The following is a 14,995-nucleotide window of genomic DNA, read 5'->3' on the forward strand; positions in this document are numbered from 1 at the left end:
GTGTTCGCTGCAGAACGTCGCCAATTGATCCTCGAAATGGTGCGAGCGAACGGGGCCGTGTCGCTCCGTGAACTCGCCCGCGTCGTCCAGACCTCCGAAGTGACCGTACGGCGGGACGTGCGCGCACTGGAGGCAGAAGGACTCCTCGACCGCCGGCACGGCGGTGCGGTACTGCCGGGCGGGTTCACGCGGGAGTCCGGCTTTCCGCAGAAGTCCCATCTCGCGACCGCCGAGAAGACGGCCATCGCCGATCTCGCCGCGGGACTCGTCGAAGAGGGCGAGGCCATCGTGGTCGGCGCGGGTACGACCACGCAGGAGCTGGCCCGCCGGCTCGCGCGGGTGCCCGGGCTGACCGTCGTCACCAACTCCCTGCTGGTGGCACAGGCGCTGGCCCACGCCAACCGCGTGGAGGTCGTGATGACCGGCGGAACCCTGCGCGGCTCCAACTACGCCCTCGTCGGCTCCGGAGCGGAGCAGTCCCTGCAGGGGCTGCGGGTGTCGAAGGCGTTCCTCTCGGGGAGCGGCCTGACCGCGGAGCGGGGGCTGTCCACGTCCAACATGCTCTCGGCGTCCGTCGACCGTGCGCTGGTGCAGGCCGCGGCGGAGGTCGTGGTCCTCGCCGACCACACCAAGCTGGGTACGGACACCATGTTCCAGACGGTTCCGACCGATGTCATCACCCGGCTGGTCACCGACGAGCCGCCCGCGCACGACGATCGTGCCGCCACGGAGCTGCAGGCTCTCGCGGATCAGGGGGTGCAGATCGCTGTCGCGGGGGCGAGCAGCCCTCCGGGGGGTGAGCAGGTCCCGGCGCGGCGTCCGCTGCCGGGACCTCGGCGGGGGCAGGGCGGGTTGCGGGGGATGCTCGGGGAGCCGTCGGCAGGGGTTGAGCGGGGGCGCGTCGCCGACCTTCGCAGGCGCTGAGGTTCGTTCGCCCGTGCGCCGTAGGGCCTGTGGCGGGTGGGCGCGCGCGAGTCGTGTGTGACTGGTCGCCCAGATCCCCGCGCCCCTGGGGTTGCGCCCTGACGACTCGAAAAGCGAACGCCCGGCAGAGCCTTTGTCCACCGGGCGTCGCTCAGACTTCTGACGTCAGTCCTTGATCTCGCAGATCGCGGCGCCGGACGTCACCGAGGCGCCTACCTCGAAGTTGAGGCCCTTGATGGTGCCCGCCTTGTGGGCGTTGAGGGGCTGTTCCATCTTCATGGCCTCGAGGACGACCACCAGGTCGCCTTCCTTGACCTCCTGGCCCTCCTCGACCGCGACCTTGACGATCGTGCCCTGCATCGGCGAGGCGAGGGTGTCGCCGGAGGCCACCGGGCCGGACTTCTTGGCCGCGCGGCGCTTCGGCTTGGCGCCGGCGGCGAGGCCGGTGCGGGCCAGGGACATGCCCAGGGAGGACGGGAGGGAGACCTCCAGGCGCTTGCCGCCGACCTCGACGACGACCGTCTCGCGGCCCGTCTCCTCCTCGGCCTCGGCCTCGGCGGGGGTCGCGAACGGCTTGATCTCGTTCACGAACTCCGTCTCGATCCAGCGGGTGTGGACCGTGAAGGGCTCGTCGGAGCCGGTCAGCTCCGGGGCGAACGCCGCGTCCCGCACGACCGCGCGGTGGAACGGGATCGCCGTCGCCATGCCCTCGACCTGGAACTCCTCCAGGGCACGGGCGGCCCGCTCCAGGGCCTCCTTGCGGGTGCGGCCGGTGACGATCAGCTTGGCGAGCAGGGAGTCCCAGGCCGGGCCGATGACCGAGCCGGACTCCACGCCCGCGTCCAGGCGGACGCCGGGGCCGGACGGCGGGGTGAACTGGGTGACCGTGCCGGGAGCCGGGAGGAAGTTGCGGCCCGGGTCCTCGCCGTTGATCCGGAACTCGAACGAGTGTCCGCGCAGCGCGGGGTCGTCGTAGCCCAGCTCCTCGCCGTCGGCGATACGGAACATCTCGCGGACCAGGTCGATGCCGGCGACCTCCTCGGTCACCGGGTGCTCCACCTGGAGGCGGGTGTTCACCTCGAGGAAGGAGATCGTGCCGTCCTGGCCGACCAGGAACTCACAGGTGCCGGCACCCTCGTACGCGGCCTCCTTCAGGATCGCCTTCGAGGCGCGGTACAGCTCGGCGACCTGCTCCTCGGAGAGGAAAGGCGCCGGGGCCTCCTCGACCAGCTTCTGGTGGCGACGCTGCAGGGAGCAGTCACGGGTGGAGACCACGACCACGTTGCCGTGCTTGTCGGCCAGGCACTGGGTCTCGACGTGGCGGGGGCGGTCGAGGTAGCGCTCGACGAAGCACTCGCCACGGCCGAAGGCGGCGACCGCCTCGCGGACCGCCGACTCGTACAGCTCCGGGACCTCTTCCAGGGTGCGGGCGACCTTCAGGCCGCGGCCGCCGCCGCCGAAGGCGGCCTTGATGGCGATGGGCAGGCCGTGCTGTTCGGCGAACGCCACGACCTCCTCGGCACCGCTCACCGGATCGGGCGTACCGGCCACCAGGGGGGCACCGGCGCGCTGGGCGATGTGACGGGCGGCGACCTTGTCGCCCAGGTCGCGGATGGCCTGCGGGGGCGGGCCGATCCAGATCAGGCCGGCGTCCAGCACCGCCTGCGCGAAGTCGGCGTTCTCCGAGAGGAAGCCGTAGCCCGGGTGGACCGAGTCCGCGCCGGATTCGCGCGCGGCGTTCAGCACCTTCTCGATGTCCAGATAGCTGGTGGCTGGGGTCTCACCACCCAGGGCGAACGCCTCATCCGCGGCGCGGACATGCAGAGCGTCCCGGTCCGGGTCGGCGTAGACGGCCACGCTCGCGATCCCGGCGTCCCGGCAGGCCCGGGCAACGCGGACAGCGATTTCGCCACGGTTGGCGATGAGCACCTTGCGCACGATTGAGGCTCCCTCCTTGAAACAAGCCGAGTTTAGGGACTGCCGACACGGCACTTCGACCCGTCCCCAATGGTGAGCTTGCCCACACGGAGCGTGATACGAGGCTCGCTCGACCCGCGAAATCCCTTGTCGCACCTCGGTACGCAGGACTCCTCCGGGAAACCCTAGCCCCGTCATGTGGTCAAGGTCTCTGTGAGAGCGTGCTGCGGCCCACTCTGTTTCTTTGTCGAGTCCCTACGAATGGCCCAATGATTCTTTGCCGGTGACCGAACCCTTGTCCCAGGGTTTACCCGTTAGTAGCGTTCGCGATGACTCGAACGTACTTCAGGTAACAGCAGCTCTGCTCGGGCTGAGGTCGAAGGTGGGTGGGGGCCGGTGGTGCGCAGACCGGTGGCATGGGTCGTAGCGGTCGTCCTCTTGGCCGAGGCGTTGGTGATCGGGGCGCTGAACTGGTTCCTCGGGGTGGTGGTGGACCGGCAGCAGATGTCCCTGGCCGGCCTCGATCCGGACGTCATGTCGAAGTCCTCGAAGATCGGCGGGGTCGCCTTCGGCCTCTACTTCGCTTTGTGCGCTCTGGTGGCCCTGCTCGTGGCGATACGCAACCGCGCACCCGCGGGATTCGGGCGTGTCGCGCTGATCAGCGTGGCGGTCGTGCACGGCCTGCTGGGCGCCTTCACCCTGAGCCTGGTGGGCTGGCCGTCCTTCGTCTTCATGATCGTGATGCTCGGCCTCCTCGTCCTGCTCCTGGTGTCCTACGACCGCGAGGACGGCCCGGAGCAGGCTGCCGCCTCCGGCGGCGACCCGGAGACGGGCGGCGACCCGAAGGCCGAGGGCGAACCGGCCGGGGCCCCGGGTGCCGTGGGCGAGTCGCACAGCCGGACGGACGAACCCCAGGACGGGGACGAAGAGCCGCAGGACTCCGCCCCCGCCCAGATCACTCAGCCGGTGCCCACAACTCTGTGATCCCGATGCCCAGTTCGGCCAGCAGTCGTCGCACGAGGGGCAGGCTGATGCCGATCACGTTGCCGTGGTCGCCGTTGATGCCCTCGATGAACGGCGCCGAGCGGCCGTCCAGGGTGAACGCTCCCGCGACGTAGAGGGGCTCGCCCGAGGCCACGTACGCGGCGATCTCCTCGTCCGAGGGCTCACCGAAGTGGACGACGGTGGAGGCGAGCCCGGCGACGTACCGCTTGGCCGTCGTGTCCCAGATGCAGTGGCCCGTCTGGAGGGTCCCGGCGCGCCCGCGCATCGCCTTCCAGCGGGCGGTGGCCTCCTCGGCGTCGGCCGGCTTGCCGAGCGCCTGTCCGTCCAGCTCCAGCACCGAGTCGCAGCCGATCACCAAGGCGCCCTGCACCTCCGGCTTCGCCGCCACGACGGAGGCCTTGGCCTCGGCGAGAGCGAGCGCCAGCTCGGCCGGGGTCGGTGCGGTGACGGCGTCCTCGTCGACGCCGCTCACGATCACCTCGGGGGCGAGGCCGGCCTGGCGGAGCAGGCCCAGGCGGGCGGGGGACTGGGAGGCGAGCACGAGGCGTCTGCGCGGCTTTGCAGTCATGCCGTCAGGTTAGCGGGGCCGCCGGGCTACCTCAGGCCGAGCATGATCATGCCGAGCAGCATGGCCAGGGCCATGACGAAACCGAGCCGCCGGAGCATCTCCTGCGTGTCGCGGAGTTCCTCTGGCGGCTCGTTCTCGGGGTCTGACCACAGCATGCCACCAGCGTGGGGCCTGGGCCGGGCAGGGGGCCTGAGTAGGGGTACTCAGATTTGTCTGGTGTTGTCGAGCTGGTCAGGCCGTGGGGCGCTGCGGGTCCGTTGTGGCTGGTCGCGCAGTTCCCCGCGCCCCTGGGGGGTCAGGCCTCAGCTCGGCCAGTACGTGCGGGTCCACGACGCCTGGCCCGGCATCGGGACTCGCTGTGCAGCGATGCGGGCAGGGTCCGACCAGGAGTCCCTCGCGCCCGGTGCGCCGGGCGGCAGCGCTGCTGCCGCCGCGGCGCGGGCGCGGACCACCGCCAGAGCGGCGGCCAGCTCCTCCGGGGTGGGGTTGCCTCGTACGACCTTGATGTTCATGACCGCTCCAAGGGTCCGCGGGGCCTAGAGGGGGATGTTGCCGTGCTTCTTCGGAGGCAGGGATTCCCGCTTGGTGCGCAGTTGACGCAGGCCCCGGACGATGTGGCCGCGGGTGTCGGACGGCATGATCACCGCGTCGACGTAGCCCCGCTCGGCCGCGACGTAGGGGTTGAGGAGGGTGTCCTCGTACTCCTGGATCAGGCGCGCGCGGACCGCCTCGAGGTCCTCGCCGTTCGCCTCCGCCTCCGCGATGGTGCGGCGGTGCAGGATGTTGACCGCGCCCTGGGCGCCCATGACGGCGATCTGGGCGGTCGGCCAGGCGAGGTTGAGGTCGGCGCCCAGGTGCTTGGAGCCCATGACGTCGTACGCGCCGCCGAAGGCCTTGCGGGTGATGACCGTGATGAGCGGGACGGTCGCCTCCGCGTAGGCGTAGATCAGCTTCGCGCCGCGCCGGATGATGCCCGTGTGCTCCTGGTCGACGCCCGGGAGGAAGCCCGGGACGTCCACGAAGGTGAGCACCGGCAGGTTGAAGGCGTCGCAGGTACGCACGAAGCGCGCCGCCTTCTCGCTGGCGTCGATGTCGAGGCAGCCGGCGAACTGCATCGGCTGGTTCGCGACGATGCCCACCGGGTGGCCCTCGACCCGGCCGAAGCCGGTGACGATGTTCGGCGCGAACAGCGCCTGCGACTCGAAGAACTCGGCGTCGTCCAGGACGTGTTCGACCACCGTGCGGATGTCGTACGGCTGGTTCGCGCTGTCCGGGACCAGGGTGTCCAGCTCCAGGTCCTCGGCGGTGACGGTGAGGTCCGCCTCCTCCGGGAAGACCGGGGGCTCGCTGAGGTTGTTGGACGGCAGGTACGACAGCAGCTGCTTGACGTACTCGATGGCGTCCTTCTCGTCGCCGGCCATGTGGTGGGCCACGCCGGACGTCGAGTTGTGGGTGCGGGCGCCGCCCAGCTCCTCGAAGCCGACGTCCTCGCCGGTGACCGTCTTGATGACGTCCGGGCCCGTGATGAACATGTGGGACGTCTGGTCGACCATGACCGTGAAGTCGGTGATCGCGGGGGAGTAGACCGCGCCGCCGGCGCAAGGGCCGACGACCAGGCTGATCTGCGGGATCACGCCGGACGCGTGGGTGTTGCGGCGGAAGATCTCGCCGTACGCGCCGAGGGAGGCGACTCCCTCCTGGATCCGGGCGCCGCCGGAGTCGTTGATGCCGATGACCGGGCAGCCGGTCTTCAGCGCGAAGTCCATGACCTTGACGATCTTCTGGCCGTAGACCTCGCCGAGCGCGCCGCCGAAGACCGTGAAGTCCTGCGAGAACACTGCTACGGGGCGGCCGTCGACCGTGCCGTAGCCCGTGACGACGCCGTCGCCGTACGGGCGGTTCTTCTCCAGCCCGAAGTTGCTGGAGCGGTGGCGGGCGAACTCGTCCAACTCGACGAAGGAGCCCTCGTCGAGCAGCAGCTCGATGCGCTCACGCGCCGTCAGCTTGCCCTTGGCGTGCTGCTTTTCGACGGCGCGCTCCGAGCCGGCGTGCGTCGCCTCATGGATACGGCGCTGCAGATCCGCGAGCTTGCCCGCGGTCGTGTGAATGTCGATCTCTTCCGGCTCGGACATCGGGATCGCGGCTCCCTGCCTGCTCAAAAGGGGGGACGGTTACTCATCCGTAGCGTAGTGGCGTGGCTTCGTGTCGGCAGTGCGGCGTTTCCCACACCTAGGGTGACTTGCATGACGCCGCACAATGCATCAGACGACAGCCGTTGGTCCGACCTGGACCGTCCGCCCCTGAACGTCGCCGCTCTGCGCAGGGCCCTGGTGCGGGAGGGTGGTCTGTGGTCGGAGCTGGACGTGGTCCAGCGCACCGGCTCCACCAACTCCGACCTCGTGGCCCGGGCCGGCGCGGGCAAGGCGGGGGAGGGCGTGGTCCTGGTCGCCGAGGAACAGACCTCCGGGCGGGGGCGGCTGGAGCGGGAGTGGACCGCGCCTGCCCGGTCGGGACTCTTCTTCTCCGTTCTGCTCAAGCCGGTCGAGGTGCCGGTGGCTCGGTGGGGGTGGCTGCCGCTGCTCACCGGCGTGGCGGTGGCGGCCGGTCTGTCCCGGGCCGCCGGTGTGGACACGGCACTCAAATGGCCCAACGACGTGTTGGTGACCGTGGGTGACGAGGAGCGCAAGACCGGGGGCATCCTGGCGGAGCGGGCCGGGGACGACGGGGTCGTGGTCGGCGTCGGGATCAACGTCACGCTTCGGGCCGAGGAGCTGCCTGTGCCGCAGGCGGGGTCGCTGGCGCTGGCCGGGGCGGTGAGCACGGACCGGGATCCGCTGCTGCGGGCCGTGCTGCGGTCGCTGGAGGAGTGGTACGGGCGGTGGCGGGCGGCCGGGGGCGATCCGGGGGACAGCGGGCTCCAGGAGGCCTATGCGGCGGGGTGCGCGACGCTCGGGCGGGTGGTGCGGGCCGAGCTGCCGGGGGATCGGGCGCTGGTGGGGGAGGCGGTCGCCGTCGATGGCGACGGGCGGCTCGTCATCGCTACGGAGCGTGGTGTGCAGGAGCCTGTGGGGGCGGGGGACATCGTCCATCTGCGGCCTGCGTGAGGTCGCGGGGTGCGAGGTGCGGGGTGCCTGCGGCGCCTTTGCGGGTTCGGTGGGGGTGTCTGCGGTGCCTGTGCGGGCTCGGGTGGGGTCGCTTCTTGCGGTGTCCGGCTGGGCTCGGGTGGGGGTGTCTGCGGTGCCTGTGCGGGTTCGGTGGGGTGTCTGCGGTGTCCGGCTGGGCTCGGGTGGGGGTGTCTGCGGTGCCTGTGCGGGTTCGGTGGGGTGTCTGCGGTGTCCGGATGGGCTCGGGTGGGGTGTCTGCGGTGCCTGTGCGGGTTCGGTGGGGGTGTCTGCGGCGCCTGTGCCGTTTCGGTGGGGGTGCGGGTAGCGCCCCGGGTGGGGTGTGGGTCGGGGCCGCGCCGGGGGGTGTCCGTCCTCGGAACGGCGCGGAATCGGTCGGCGGCACAAGCGCTGGTGTTGACGCGCCGACCGCTGCGGGCGGACACCCCCCCGGCCCGTCCCCTTCCCGCCGTGGGCGGCTGTGGCGTCGTTCGGCCCACTGCACGGCAGCTTCCTAAGGGGGACTGGGCCGTACAGCCGCGGGGAGGGAGCCATCGGCTGAACCCTACGGAGTGAGCTGGCGCACACCTGCCGTAGAGTTGAGGCCGGTCGTTACCTGACCGTGGCAGATCGGAAGGGCAGCAGGCGTGACCGTCGACGACACGGGCTCCGGCGCGGACGCGGACGGCCGGGTTGATCCCCAAGCCGACGACTCCGGCGAGGATCCGCTTGCCCTGCGTCTCGAGCAGCTCATCCTGGGGGCCGAGCGGCGCTACACGCCTTTTCAGGCGGCCCGCAGCGCCGGTGTCTCCATGGAGCTGGCGTCGCGGTTCTGGCGGGCCATGGGGTTCGCGGACATCGGGCAGGCCAAGGCGCTCACCGAGGCCGACGTGCTGGCCCTGCGGCGGCTCGCCGGTCTGGTGGAGGCGGGGCTGCTGAGTGAGGCCATGGCCGTGCAGGTCGCGCGGTCGACCGGGCAGACCACCGCCCGTTTGGCCGAGTGGCAGATCGATTCCTTCCTGGAGGGGCTGACCGAGCCCCCGGAGCCGGGCATGACCCGCACCGAGGTGACGTACCCGATCGTCGAGCTGCTCCTGCCCGAGCTGGAGGAGTTCCTGGTCTATGTGTGGCGCCGCCAGCTCGCCGCCTCGGCCGGCCGCGTCGTGCAGACCGGCGACGACGAGGAGATGGTCGACCGCCGGCTGGCCGTCGGCTTCGCCGACCTCGTCGGGTTCACCCGGCTGACCCGGCGGATGGAGGAGGAGGAGCTGGGCGAGCTGGTCGAGGCCTTCGAGACCACGGCCGCCGACCTGGTCGCCGCGCGGGGGGGACGGCTCATCAAGACCCTCGGTGACGAGGTGCTGTACGCCGCCGACGACGCGGGTATCGCCGCGGACATCGCCCTGCGGCTGGTCGAGACGATGGCGAACGACGAGACGATGCCCGAGCTGCGGGTGGGGATGGCGTTCGGCACGGTGACCACCCGGATGGGGGATGTCTTCGGTACGACCGTCAATCTGGCGTCGAGGCTGACCTCGATAGCGCCGCGTGACGCCGTCCTCGTCGACAGTGCCTTCGCCGAGGAGCTGATCCGTACCGGTGAGGCACCCGCCTCCGAGGCCGAAGCGGCCGAGGCCGCTGCCGCCGCCGAGAAGGAGGGCGAGGAGCCGCCCAAGTACCGCTTCGGGCTCCAGCCGATGTGGCAGCGGCCGGTTCGCGGACTCGGTGTCGTCGAACCCTGGCTGCTCAGTCGTCGCGACGGTCAGTCCTGACCGTCCGAACGGGCGCCCGGCAGGTCCACGCACAGGGCGATCACCGGTACGCACACCCCGCCCTGCTCGGGTGCGGGTGTCTGTGTCGTCCGGCTGGGCGTCGGCGTGGGGGCTCGGCTGGGCGTGGGCGTCACCGGAGTCGTGGGTGACGGGCGGGGGGCCGTCGTCCTCGGGGCGCTCGTCGGGATCGTGGTCGGGATGTCCGTGCTGTCGGGGAGCGTCGTGGGTGTCGCCTGCGGGGTGGTTGTGGTGGTCGCCGGGCTCATGGGGGCCGGGCTGAAACCGCCCATGACCGACGTCGCCGAGGGCAGGGTCGTGGGGGTGGTGTCGCTCGCCGGGCCGGACGCGTGGTCGGTGGTGCCGCCCTGGTCCAGGCGGGGCTCTGCCTCCGCCGTGCCCGGGGCGCCCACTCCGGAGTCCGGGGCCACCCGGACGAGGCTGAGGACTCCGGCTGCCAGGGCCAGGCCGCCCGCGGCCAGCAGGACCTTGCGGGGGCGGGGCTTGCGGTGGCGGCCGCGGCGGATGAGGGGCAGGACGGGGATCCCCGTCGGCTTTCTCTCGGCCGTGCCGGGCTGTGCAGGTATCGGTGTCATCGGCTTCCTCCCCGCCGTGCGCCATGGCGGAGCGCACGCTATGCGCTCTTGTGGGCGGTGTGGGGTGAGTCGGCCGGGATGTCACTCGAACGGGCGTAGAACAGCGGGCAGGGGCGGCTCTTTCCCGGGGCGGGGTACGGCTGCGATGATCGGGCCGACAGGGAGTTAACCCGCGTTAACCGGAGGGTGTCATGAGCGAGGAGCGGTTCGGGGAGTTCGTGCTGGTGCGGCGGCACGGGCATGTGGCTGAGCTGGTGCTGGACCGGCCCAAGGCCATGAACGCCGTCTCGACGGAGATGGCCCGTTCCGTCGCCGCCGCGTGTGCGGCGCTCGGTGCCGACCGGGACGCGCGGGTGGTCGTCCTGACCTCGTCCCACGAACGCGCGTTCTGCGTGGGGGCCGACCTGAAGGAGCGGAACTCGTTCAGCGACGCGGATCTGGTGCGGCAGCGGCCGGTGGCGCGCGGGGCGTACACCGGTGTGCTGGAGCTGCCCATGCCGACCATCGCCGCCGTGCACGGCTTCGCCCTGGGCGGCGGTTTCGAACTGGCCCTGTCCTGCGACCTGATCGTGGCGGACCGTACGGCGGTGGTGGGGCTGCCGGAGGTGTCCGTGGGAGTGATTCCGGGAGGCGGCGGCACGCAGCTGCTGCCGCGGCGGGTCGGGGCGGCGCGGGCGGCCGAACTGATCTTCTCGGCGCGGCGGCTGGAGGCTGCCGAGGCTGCCGAGCTGGGGCTGGTGGACCAGTTGGTGGAGGAGGGCCGGGACCGCGAGGAGGCGCTGGCGCTGGGGGCGCGGATCGCCGGGAACTCGCCGGTGGGGCTGCGGGCGGCGAAGCGGGCGCTGCGGCTCGGGCACGGGCTGGATCTGCGGGCCGGCCTGGAGGTCGAGGACGCGGCGTGGCGGTCGGTGGCGTTCTCGGGCGACCGGGCGGAAGGCGTGGCCGCGTTCAACGAGAAGCGGAAGCCGGAGTGGCCCGGGGAGTGAGCCGGGGAATGGGCGGGGGTGTGGGTCCCGGGTGTGTTCCCGTGGCCACCTGATCGCCACGCTCCTATCCCTGTTTGCACCCTTTCATCCCTAACCTGGGGTGATGGGTGAGGACAAGCGGCTCGCCGCCGTGGTGGCGCTGGCTCAGGGGATGGCGGCGGTGCACACCCCACGGGAGTCGTGGCGGGCCGCCGCGCTCGGTGCCTGCCGGGCGCTGGACGGGACCTTCGCCGCGCTGTCGGTGTGGGAGCGGGAGCTGGGGCGGCTGCGGGTTCTGGTGAACGTGGGGGAGCGGCGCCCGGACGAGGAGGAGTTCCCGGAGGCCGAGGCCTATCCGGTGCACCAGTTCCCGGAGATCACCGAGTTCCTGCACGAGCGCTGGGCGGGCGGCGGCGAGCCGAACGCCTGGGTGGAGACCGCCGAGGGCACGGCGGCCGGCACCCCCGGCTACCACCACCACCGGGTCGCCGCCCTGCGCCGCAGGGGCCGCGGCTGCTGTCTGGTCGCCCCCGTCGTGCTGCACGGCAGGGCCTGGGGCGAGCTGTATGTCGCCCGTGCGGCCGGCGAGCCCGTGTTCGGGCGGGCGGACGCCGACTTCGCCACGGTCCTGGCCGCCGTCGTCGCCGCGGGCATCGCGCAGACCGAGCGGCTGGAGGAGGCCCGGCGGCTGGCGTTCACCGACGCCCTCACCGGCCTCGCCAACCGCCGTGCCGTGGACGTGGGTCTGGAGGAGGCCGTGGAGCGGCATCGCGCGGGCGGGGTCGTCGTCAGTCTCGTCGTCTGCGATCTCAACGGGCTCAAGAGGGTCAACGACACTCTCGGGCACGAGGTGGGTGACCGGCTGCTGGAGCGCTTCGGCTCGGTGCTGTCGCTGTGCGGGGCGATGGTGCCGGGTGCGCTCGCGGCGCGGCTCGGCGGGGACGAGTTCTGCCTGCTGGCGGTGGGGCCGCCCGCCGGCGACGTGGTCAAGGCCGCTGACGAACTGTGCCGCAGGGCCGCTGAGTTGGAGCTCGGGGAGGGGGTGGCGTGCGGGGTCGCCTCGACCGGGGAGGCGATCGGGCCCGTGCGCTCGGCCCGGCGGCTGTTCCGGCTGGCCGACGCCGCCCAGTACCGGGCCAAGGCCATGCGCGCGGACCGGCCGGTGGTGGCGGGCCGGGAGGGGCCGGACGACCCCGTCGTGCGCCTCGCCGACGAGCCGTCGCCCGAGCGGGCCGAGCGCGGAGAACGGCGGCGCTTCCGCGGGCGCCGGCCGCCCGGGGGCGGCCGTGAGGTGAAGCACACGGATCGGTAAGGGTCACTCCTGTTCCCCACTAGTGACATCAACGCATTCAATGCGTACGCTCCTGAATATGGATATGCACACTGTGGTGGTGGGGACGTCCGGTGTCACCGCGTCCGACGTTCTCGCCGTGGCGCGCGGCGGCGCCCGGATCGAGCTGTCTGCGGAGGCGGTGGCGGCCCTCGCGGCGGCCCGGGAGATCGTGGACGCGCTGGCGGCCAAGCCGGACCCGGTCTACGGCGTCTCCACCGGTTTCGGAGCCCTGGCGACCCGGCACATCAGCCAGGAACTGCGCGCCCAGCTGCAGCGCAACATCGTCCGCTCGCACGCCGCCGGCATGGGCCCGCGGGTCGAGCGCGAGGTCGTACGGGCCCTGATGTTCCTGCGGCTCAAGACCGTCTGCTCGGGACACACGGGTGTGCGGCCCGAGGTCGCGCAGACCATGGCCGACGTGCTGAACGCCGGGATCACCCCGGTCGTCCACGAGTACGGCTCCCTCGGCTGCTCCGGCGACCTGGCCCCGCTGTCCCACTGCGCCCTCGCGCTGATGGGAGAGGGGGACGCGGAGGGTCCCGACGGCACCGTCCGGCCCGCCGGCGAACTGCTCGCCGAGCACGGCATCCAGCCCGTCGAGCTGCGCGAGAAGGAGGGCCTGGCCCTCCTGAACGGCACCGACGGCATGCTCGGCATGCTGGTCATGGCCCTCGCCGACCTGGACACCCTGTACAAGTCCGCCGACATCACCGCCGCCCTCAGCATGGAGGCGCTGCTCGGCACGGACAAGGTCCTCGCGCCCGAGCTGCATGCCATCCGGCCGCATCCGGGGCAGGGCGCCTCGGCCGCCAACATGCTCGCCGTCCTCAAGGACTCCGGGCTCACCGGGCACCACCAGGACGACGCGCCCCGCGTCCAGGACGCCTACTCGGTGCGCTGCGCCCCGCAGGTCGCCGGTGCCGGGCGGGACACCCTCGCGTACGCACGTCTCGTCGCCGAGCGGGAGCTGGCCTCCGCCGTCGACAACCCCGTCGTGCTGCCCGACGGCCGCGTCGAGTCCAACGGCAACTTCCACGGCGCCCCCGTGGCCTACGTCCTGGACTTCCTCGCCATCGCGGCCGCCGACCTCGGCTCCATCGCCGAGCGGCGCACCGACCGGCTGCTGGACAAGAACCGCAGCCACGGGCTCCCGCCGTTCCTCGCCGACGACGCCGGTGTCGACTCCGGGCTCATGATCGCCCAGTACACGCAGGCCGCCCTGGTCAGCGAGATGAAGCGGCTGGCCGTTCCCGCCTCCGCCGACTCCATCCCGTCCTCCGCGATGCAGGAGGACCACGTGTCCATGGGCTGGTCGGCCGCGCGCAAGCTGCGCACCGCCGTCGACAACCTCACCCGGATCATCGCCGTCGAGCTGTACGCCGCCACCCGCGGCATCGAGCTGCGCGAGGGCCTGACCCCGGCGCCCGCCTCGCAGGCCGTGATCGGGGCCGTGCGCGCGGCCGGTGTGCAGGGTCCCGGACCGGACCGGTTCCTGGCTCCCGACCTGGCCGCCGCCGACGCCTTCGTGCGCGGGGGCCACCTGGTCGCCGCCGCGGAGACGGTCACCGGTCCGCTTCAGTAGGACGCGGAAGAGAAGAGGTGAAGGGGCCCTGTCGTGCGACAGGGCCCCTTTCACGACGTCACTTCAGCTTGGCCGCCTGAGCCTTGATGACCGGGGCCGACACCGTGTAGGCCTTCTTCGTCATCATCGCGCCGATGTTGATGGTGGTGTACGTGGCGAGGGTGTTCCCGTGCCGCACGACCTCGGCGTGGAGCGGCAGGGCGCCGTCCTTGCCCGAGTCGTTGGTCGCCGTGAAGGCCACCGACTCGTCACCGGTGCCCGAGGACTTCTCCTCCGCGACCTTGGTGAACTTGCCCTTCTCGCCGTCCTGCTCGCCCGAGAAGCCGCCCGAGCAGGACTTCACCGCGTCGGTCACCGACTTCAGGGCCGACTCGGCGCCGTCGCCGTCGTACGAGGCCAGGGTGACCACGGTGACGTCCAGGTCCATGGAGTCGTTGAGCGCGTCCTCGAACTTGCCGTCGGCCAGGTCGTCCAGGGACGTGGCCTTGTCCGTGGGGTCCTTCTTGTCCTCGGTGGCCATGCGGCTGGTGTTCGCCGCCGGCTCGCCGGGCGCGATGCCGGTCAGGGCCCGGAGCACCGGGTCGCACTGGGCGTCGTCCGACTTGACCTTGCTCTTGTCGGGGATGCCACCCTCGACGGAGCCGACCTTGTAGCCCGGCACCTCGCCCTTGGCGATGATCAGCTGCTTCAGCTCAGCGGCGCTCAGCGCCTTCGCGGCCGAGTTCCCGTCCTTGCCGCCCTTGCCGTCTCCGGAGTCCTTCGAACCTCCGTCGGAGCAGCCGGTGATGAGGGCGAGCGACAGCGCGCTCACAGCTGCGGTGGCGCACAGCCGCACGCCCGATGATCTCTTCATGGGCGGACTATGCGTTCTCTGCCAAAGAAGAGTCAAGCGCGATTAAAAGCCGAGGCGTTCCCGGCGTACCGAATACACCACGAATCCGGCGCCCACGGCGAGGAACAGGCTGCCGCCGACGACGTAGGGCGTGGTGTCGAAGCTGCCGGTGTCGGCGAGCTGGGTGCTGTCCGCGGTGCCCGTGGAGTCCGTGGCCGCGGCCTCGGAGATCGCCTTCGCCTGCTGGGTGACCTGCGTCGTTCCGGTCACCTCCGTGGTCGCTCTGGCCGTGCCGTCCTGCGACGCGTTGGCGGACGGGACGAACCACAGGGCGCACAGCAGGGTTCCCGCGGCGGTGGCGGTCAGCAGCGGACGGCGAGCGGATGGCACGGAATATCGATCC

Annotated in this window: 15 protein-coding genes; 7 read left to right on the top strand and 8 right to left on the bottom strand. The window is 71.7% G+C overall.

The genetic code is table 11. The features are described from left to right. Positions 1-924 carry a DeoR/GlpR family DNA-binding transcription regulator gene (locus FB157_RS15085; RefSeq protein ID WP_145879832.1) on the top strand — a complete coding sequence of 308 codons (924 nt, stop codon included), beginning with the start codon at positions 1-3 and terminating at the stop codon, positions 922-924. A gap of 165 nt (positions 925-1,089) precedes the next feature. Here FB157_RS15085 and FB157_RS15090 read toward each other — a convergent pair whose 3' ends face one another. Then, entirely contained in the window at positions 1,090-2,862 is a 1,773-nt protein-coding gene (locus FB157_RS15090) for a biotin carboxylase N-terminal domain-containing protein (RefSeq protein WP_145879834.1), read from the bottom strand. A 375-nt stretch (positions 2,863-3,237) separates the two neighbouring features. On the opposite strand from FB157_RS15090, the gene FB157_RS15095 reads away from it, so the two are divergent. After that, positions 3,238-3,825, top strand: a complete 588-nt coding sequence (locus tag FB157_RS15095) for a hypothetical protein (protein ID WP_145879836.1) — start codon at positions 3,238-3,240, stop codon at positions 3,823-3,825. Here the strand turns inward: FB157_RS15095 and FB157_RS15100 are convergent. From FB157_RS15100 to FB157_RS15110, 4 genes are all read right to left on the bottom strand, one after another. Continuing rightward, the gene (locus tag FB157_RS15100) at positions 3,797-4,414 is read right to left on the bottom strand and encodes a nucleoside triphosphate pyrophosphatase (RefSeq protein WP_145879838.1); all 618 of its coding nucleotides are present in this window, start codon (positions 4,412-4,414) and stop codon (positions 3,797-3,799) included. The genes FB157_RS15095 and FB157_RS15100 overlap by 29 nt on opposite strands. Before the next feature lie 26 nt (positions 4,415-4,440). Continuing rightward, positions 4,441-4,569, bottom strand: coding sequence for a morphogenic membrane protein MmpB (mmpB, locus tag FB157_RS48400; RefSeq protein ID WP_261386320.1), 129 nt, complete (start codon positions 4,567-4,569; stop codon positions 4,441-4,443). A 147-nt stretch (positions 4,570-4,716) separates the two neighbouring features. Beyond that, positions 4,717-4,926, bottom strand: a complete 210-nt coding sequence (locus FB157_RS15105) for an acyl-CoA carboxylase epsilon subunit (RefSeq protein WP_145879840.1) — start codon at positions 4,924-4,926, stop codon at positions 4,717-4,719. 24 nt (positions 4,927-4,950) lie between these two features. Then, positions 4,951-6,546, bottom strand: a complete 1,596-nt coding sequence (locus tag FB157_RS15110; RefSeq protein ID WP_145879841.1) for an acyl-CoA carboxylase subunit beta — start codon at positions 6,544-6,546, stop codon at positions 4,951-4,953. Between the two features lie 111 nt (positions 6,547-6,657). On the opposite strand from FB157_RS15110, the gene FB157_RS15115 reads away from it, so the two are divergent. Both FB157_RS15115 and FB157_RS15120 read left to right on the top strand, forming a co-directional pair. After that, positions 6,658-7,518: a biotin--[acetyl-CoA-carboxylase] ligase gene (locus FB157_RS15115; protein ID WP_145879842.1), complete on the top strand. Its 861-nt coding sequence runs from the start codon at positions 6,658-6,660 to the stop codon at positions 7,516-7,518. 644 nt (positions 7,519-8,162) lie between these two features. Beyond that, positions 8,163-9,287: an adenylate/guanylate cyclase domain-containing protein gene (locus tag FB157_RS15120; protein ID WP_145879844.1), complete on the top strand. Its 1,125-nt coding sequence runs from the start codon at positions 8,163-8,165 to the stop codon at positions 9,285-9,287. Here the strand turns inward: FB157_RS15120 and FB157_RS15125 are convergent. Continuing rightward, a complete protein-coding gene (locus FB157_RS15125) occupies positions 9,278-9,880 on the bottom strand; it encodes a hypothetical protein (RefSeq protein ID WP_261386321.1) in 603 nt (200 codons plus the stop codon). The two genes, FB157_RS15120 and FB157_RS15125, sit on opposite strands and share 10 nt — an antisense overlap. A 191-nt stretch (positions 9,881-10,071) precedes the next feature. Between FB157_RS15125 and FB157_RS15130 the strand changes: the two genes are divergently transcribed. The 3 genes from FB157_RS15130 to hutH all read left to right on the top strand — a co-directional run bounded on the left by FB157_RS15130 (position 10,072) and on the right by hutH (position 13,760). Further along, positions 10,072-10,866, top strand: a complete 795-nt coding sequence (locus FB157_RS15130) for an enoyl-CoA hydratase/isomerase family protein (RefSeq protein ID WP_145879846.1) — start codon at positions 10,072-10,074, stop codon at positions 10,864-10,866. Between the two features lie 103 nt (positions 10,867-10,969). Further along, positions 10,970-12,157 (top strand): GGDEF domain-containing protein, encoded by a 1,188-nt coding sequence (locus tag FB157_RS15135; protein WP_145879848.1) that lies wholly within the window; start codon positions 10,970-10,972, stop codon positions 12,155-12,157. 64 nt (positions 12,158-12,221) lie between these two features. After that, positions 12,222-13,760: a histidine ammonia-lyase gene (gene hutH / locus FB157_RS15140; protein WP_145880011.1), complete on the top strand. Its 1,539-nt coding sequence runs from the start codon at positions 12,222-12,224 to the stop codon at positions 13,758-13,760. 58 nt (positions 13,761-13,818) lie between these two features. Here hutH and FB157_RS15145 read toward each other — a convergent pair whose 3' ends face one another. Together FB157_RS15145 and FB157_RS15150 are read right to left on the bottom strand one after the other, a co-directional pair. Continuing rightward, complete coding sequence (locus FB157_RS15145) at positions 13,819-14,613, bottom strand: hypothetical protein (RefSeq protein ID WP_261386322.1); 795 nt, start codon at positions 14,611-14,613, stop codon at positions 13,819-13,821. Positions 14,614-14,655: 42 nt separating this feature from the next. After that, complete coding sequence (locus FB157_RS15150) at positions 14,656-14,982, bottom strand: LAETG motif-containing sortase-dependent surface protein (protein WP_145879849.1); 327 nt, start codon at positions 14,980-14,982, stop codon at positions 14,656-14,658. Between the last annotated feature and the right edge of the window lie 13 nt (positions 14,983-14,995).

Origin of the sequence: Streptomyces sp. BK340, from assembly GCF_007827595.1 — a bacterium.
Lineage (GTDB): Bacteria > Actinomycetota > Actinomycetes > Streptomycetales > Streptomycetaceae > Streptomyces.

What these genes read in the sequence shown, in the direction of transcription:
- FB157_RS15100 (WP_145879838.1), bottom strand. Translation starts at nt 4,414, where the DNA reads ATGACTGCAAAGCCGCGCAGACGCCTCGTGCTCGCCTCCCAGTCCCCC.
- mmpB (WP_261386320.1), bottom strand. Translation starts at nt 4,569, where the DNA reads ATGCTGTGGTCAGACCCCGAGAACGAGCCGCCAGAGGAACTCCGCGAC.
- FB157_RS15105 (WP_145879840.1), bottom strand. Translation starts at nt 4,926, where the DNA reads ATGAACATCAAGGTCGTACGAGGCAACCCCACCCCGGAGGAGCTGGCC.
- FB157_RS15110 (WP_145879841.1), bottom strand. Translation starts at nt 6,546, where the DNA reads ATGTCCGAGCCGGAAGAGATCGACATTCACACGACCGCGGGCAAGCTC.
- FB157_RS15115 (WP_145879842.1), top strand. Translation starts at nt 6,658, where the DNA reads ATGACGCCGCACAATGCATCAGACGACAGCCGTTGGTCCGACCTGGAC.
- FB157_RS15125 (WP_261386321.1), bottom strand. Translation starts at nt 9,880, where the DNA reads ATGACACCGATACCTGCACAGCCCGGCACGGCCGAGAGAAAGCCGACG.
- FB157_RS15130 (WP_145879846.1), top strand. Translation starts at nt 10,072, where the DNA reads ATGAGCGAGGAGCGGTTCGGGGAGTTCGTGCTGGTGCGGCGGCACGGG.
- FB157_RS15135 (WP_145879848.1), top strand. Translation starts at nt 10,970, where the DNA reads ATGGGTGAGGACAAGCGGCTCGCCGCCGTGGTGGCGCTGGCTCAGGGG.
- hutH (WP_145880011.1), top strand. Translation starts at nt 12,222, where the DNA reads ATGCACACTGTGGTGGTGGGGACGTCCGGTGTCACCGCGTCCGACGTT.
- FB157_RS15145 (WP_261386322.1), bottom strand. Translation starts at nt 14,613, where the DNA reads ATGAAGAGATCATCGGGCGTGCGGCTGTGCGCCACCGCAGCTGTGAGC.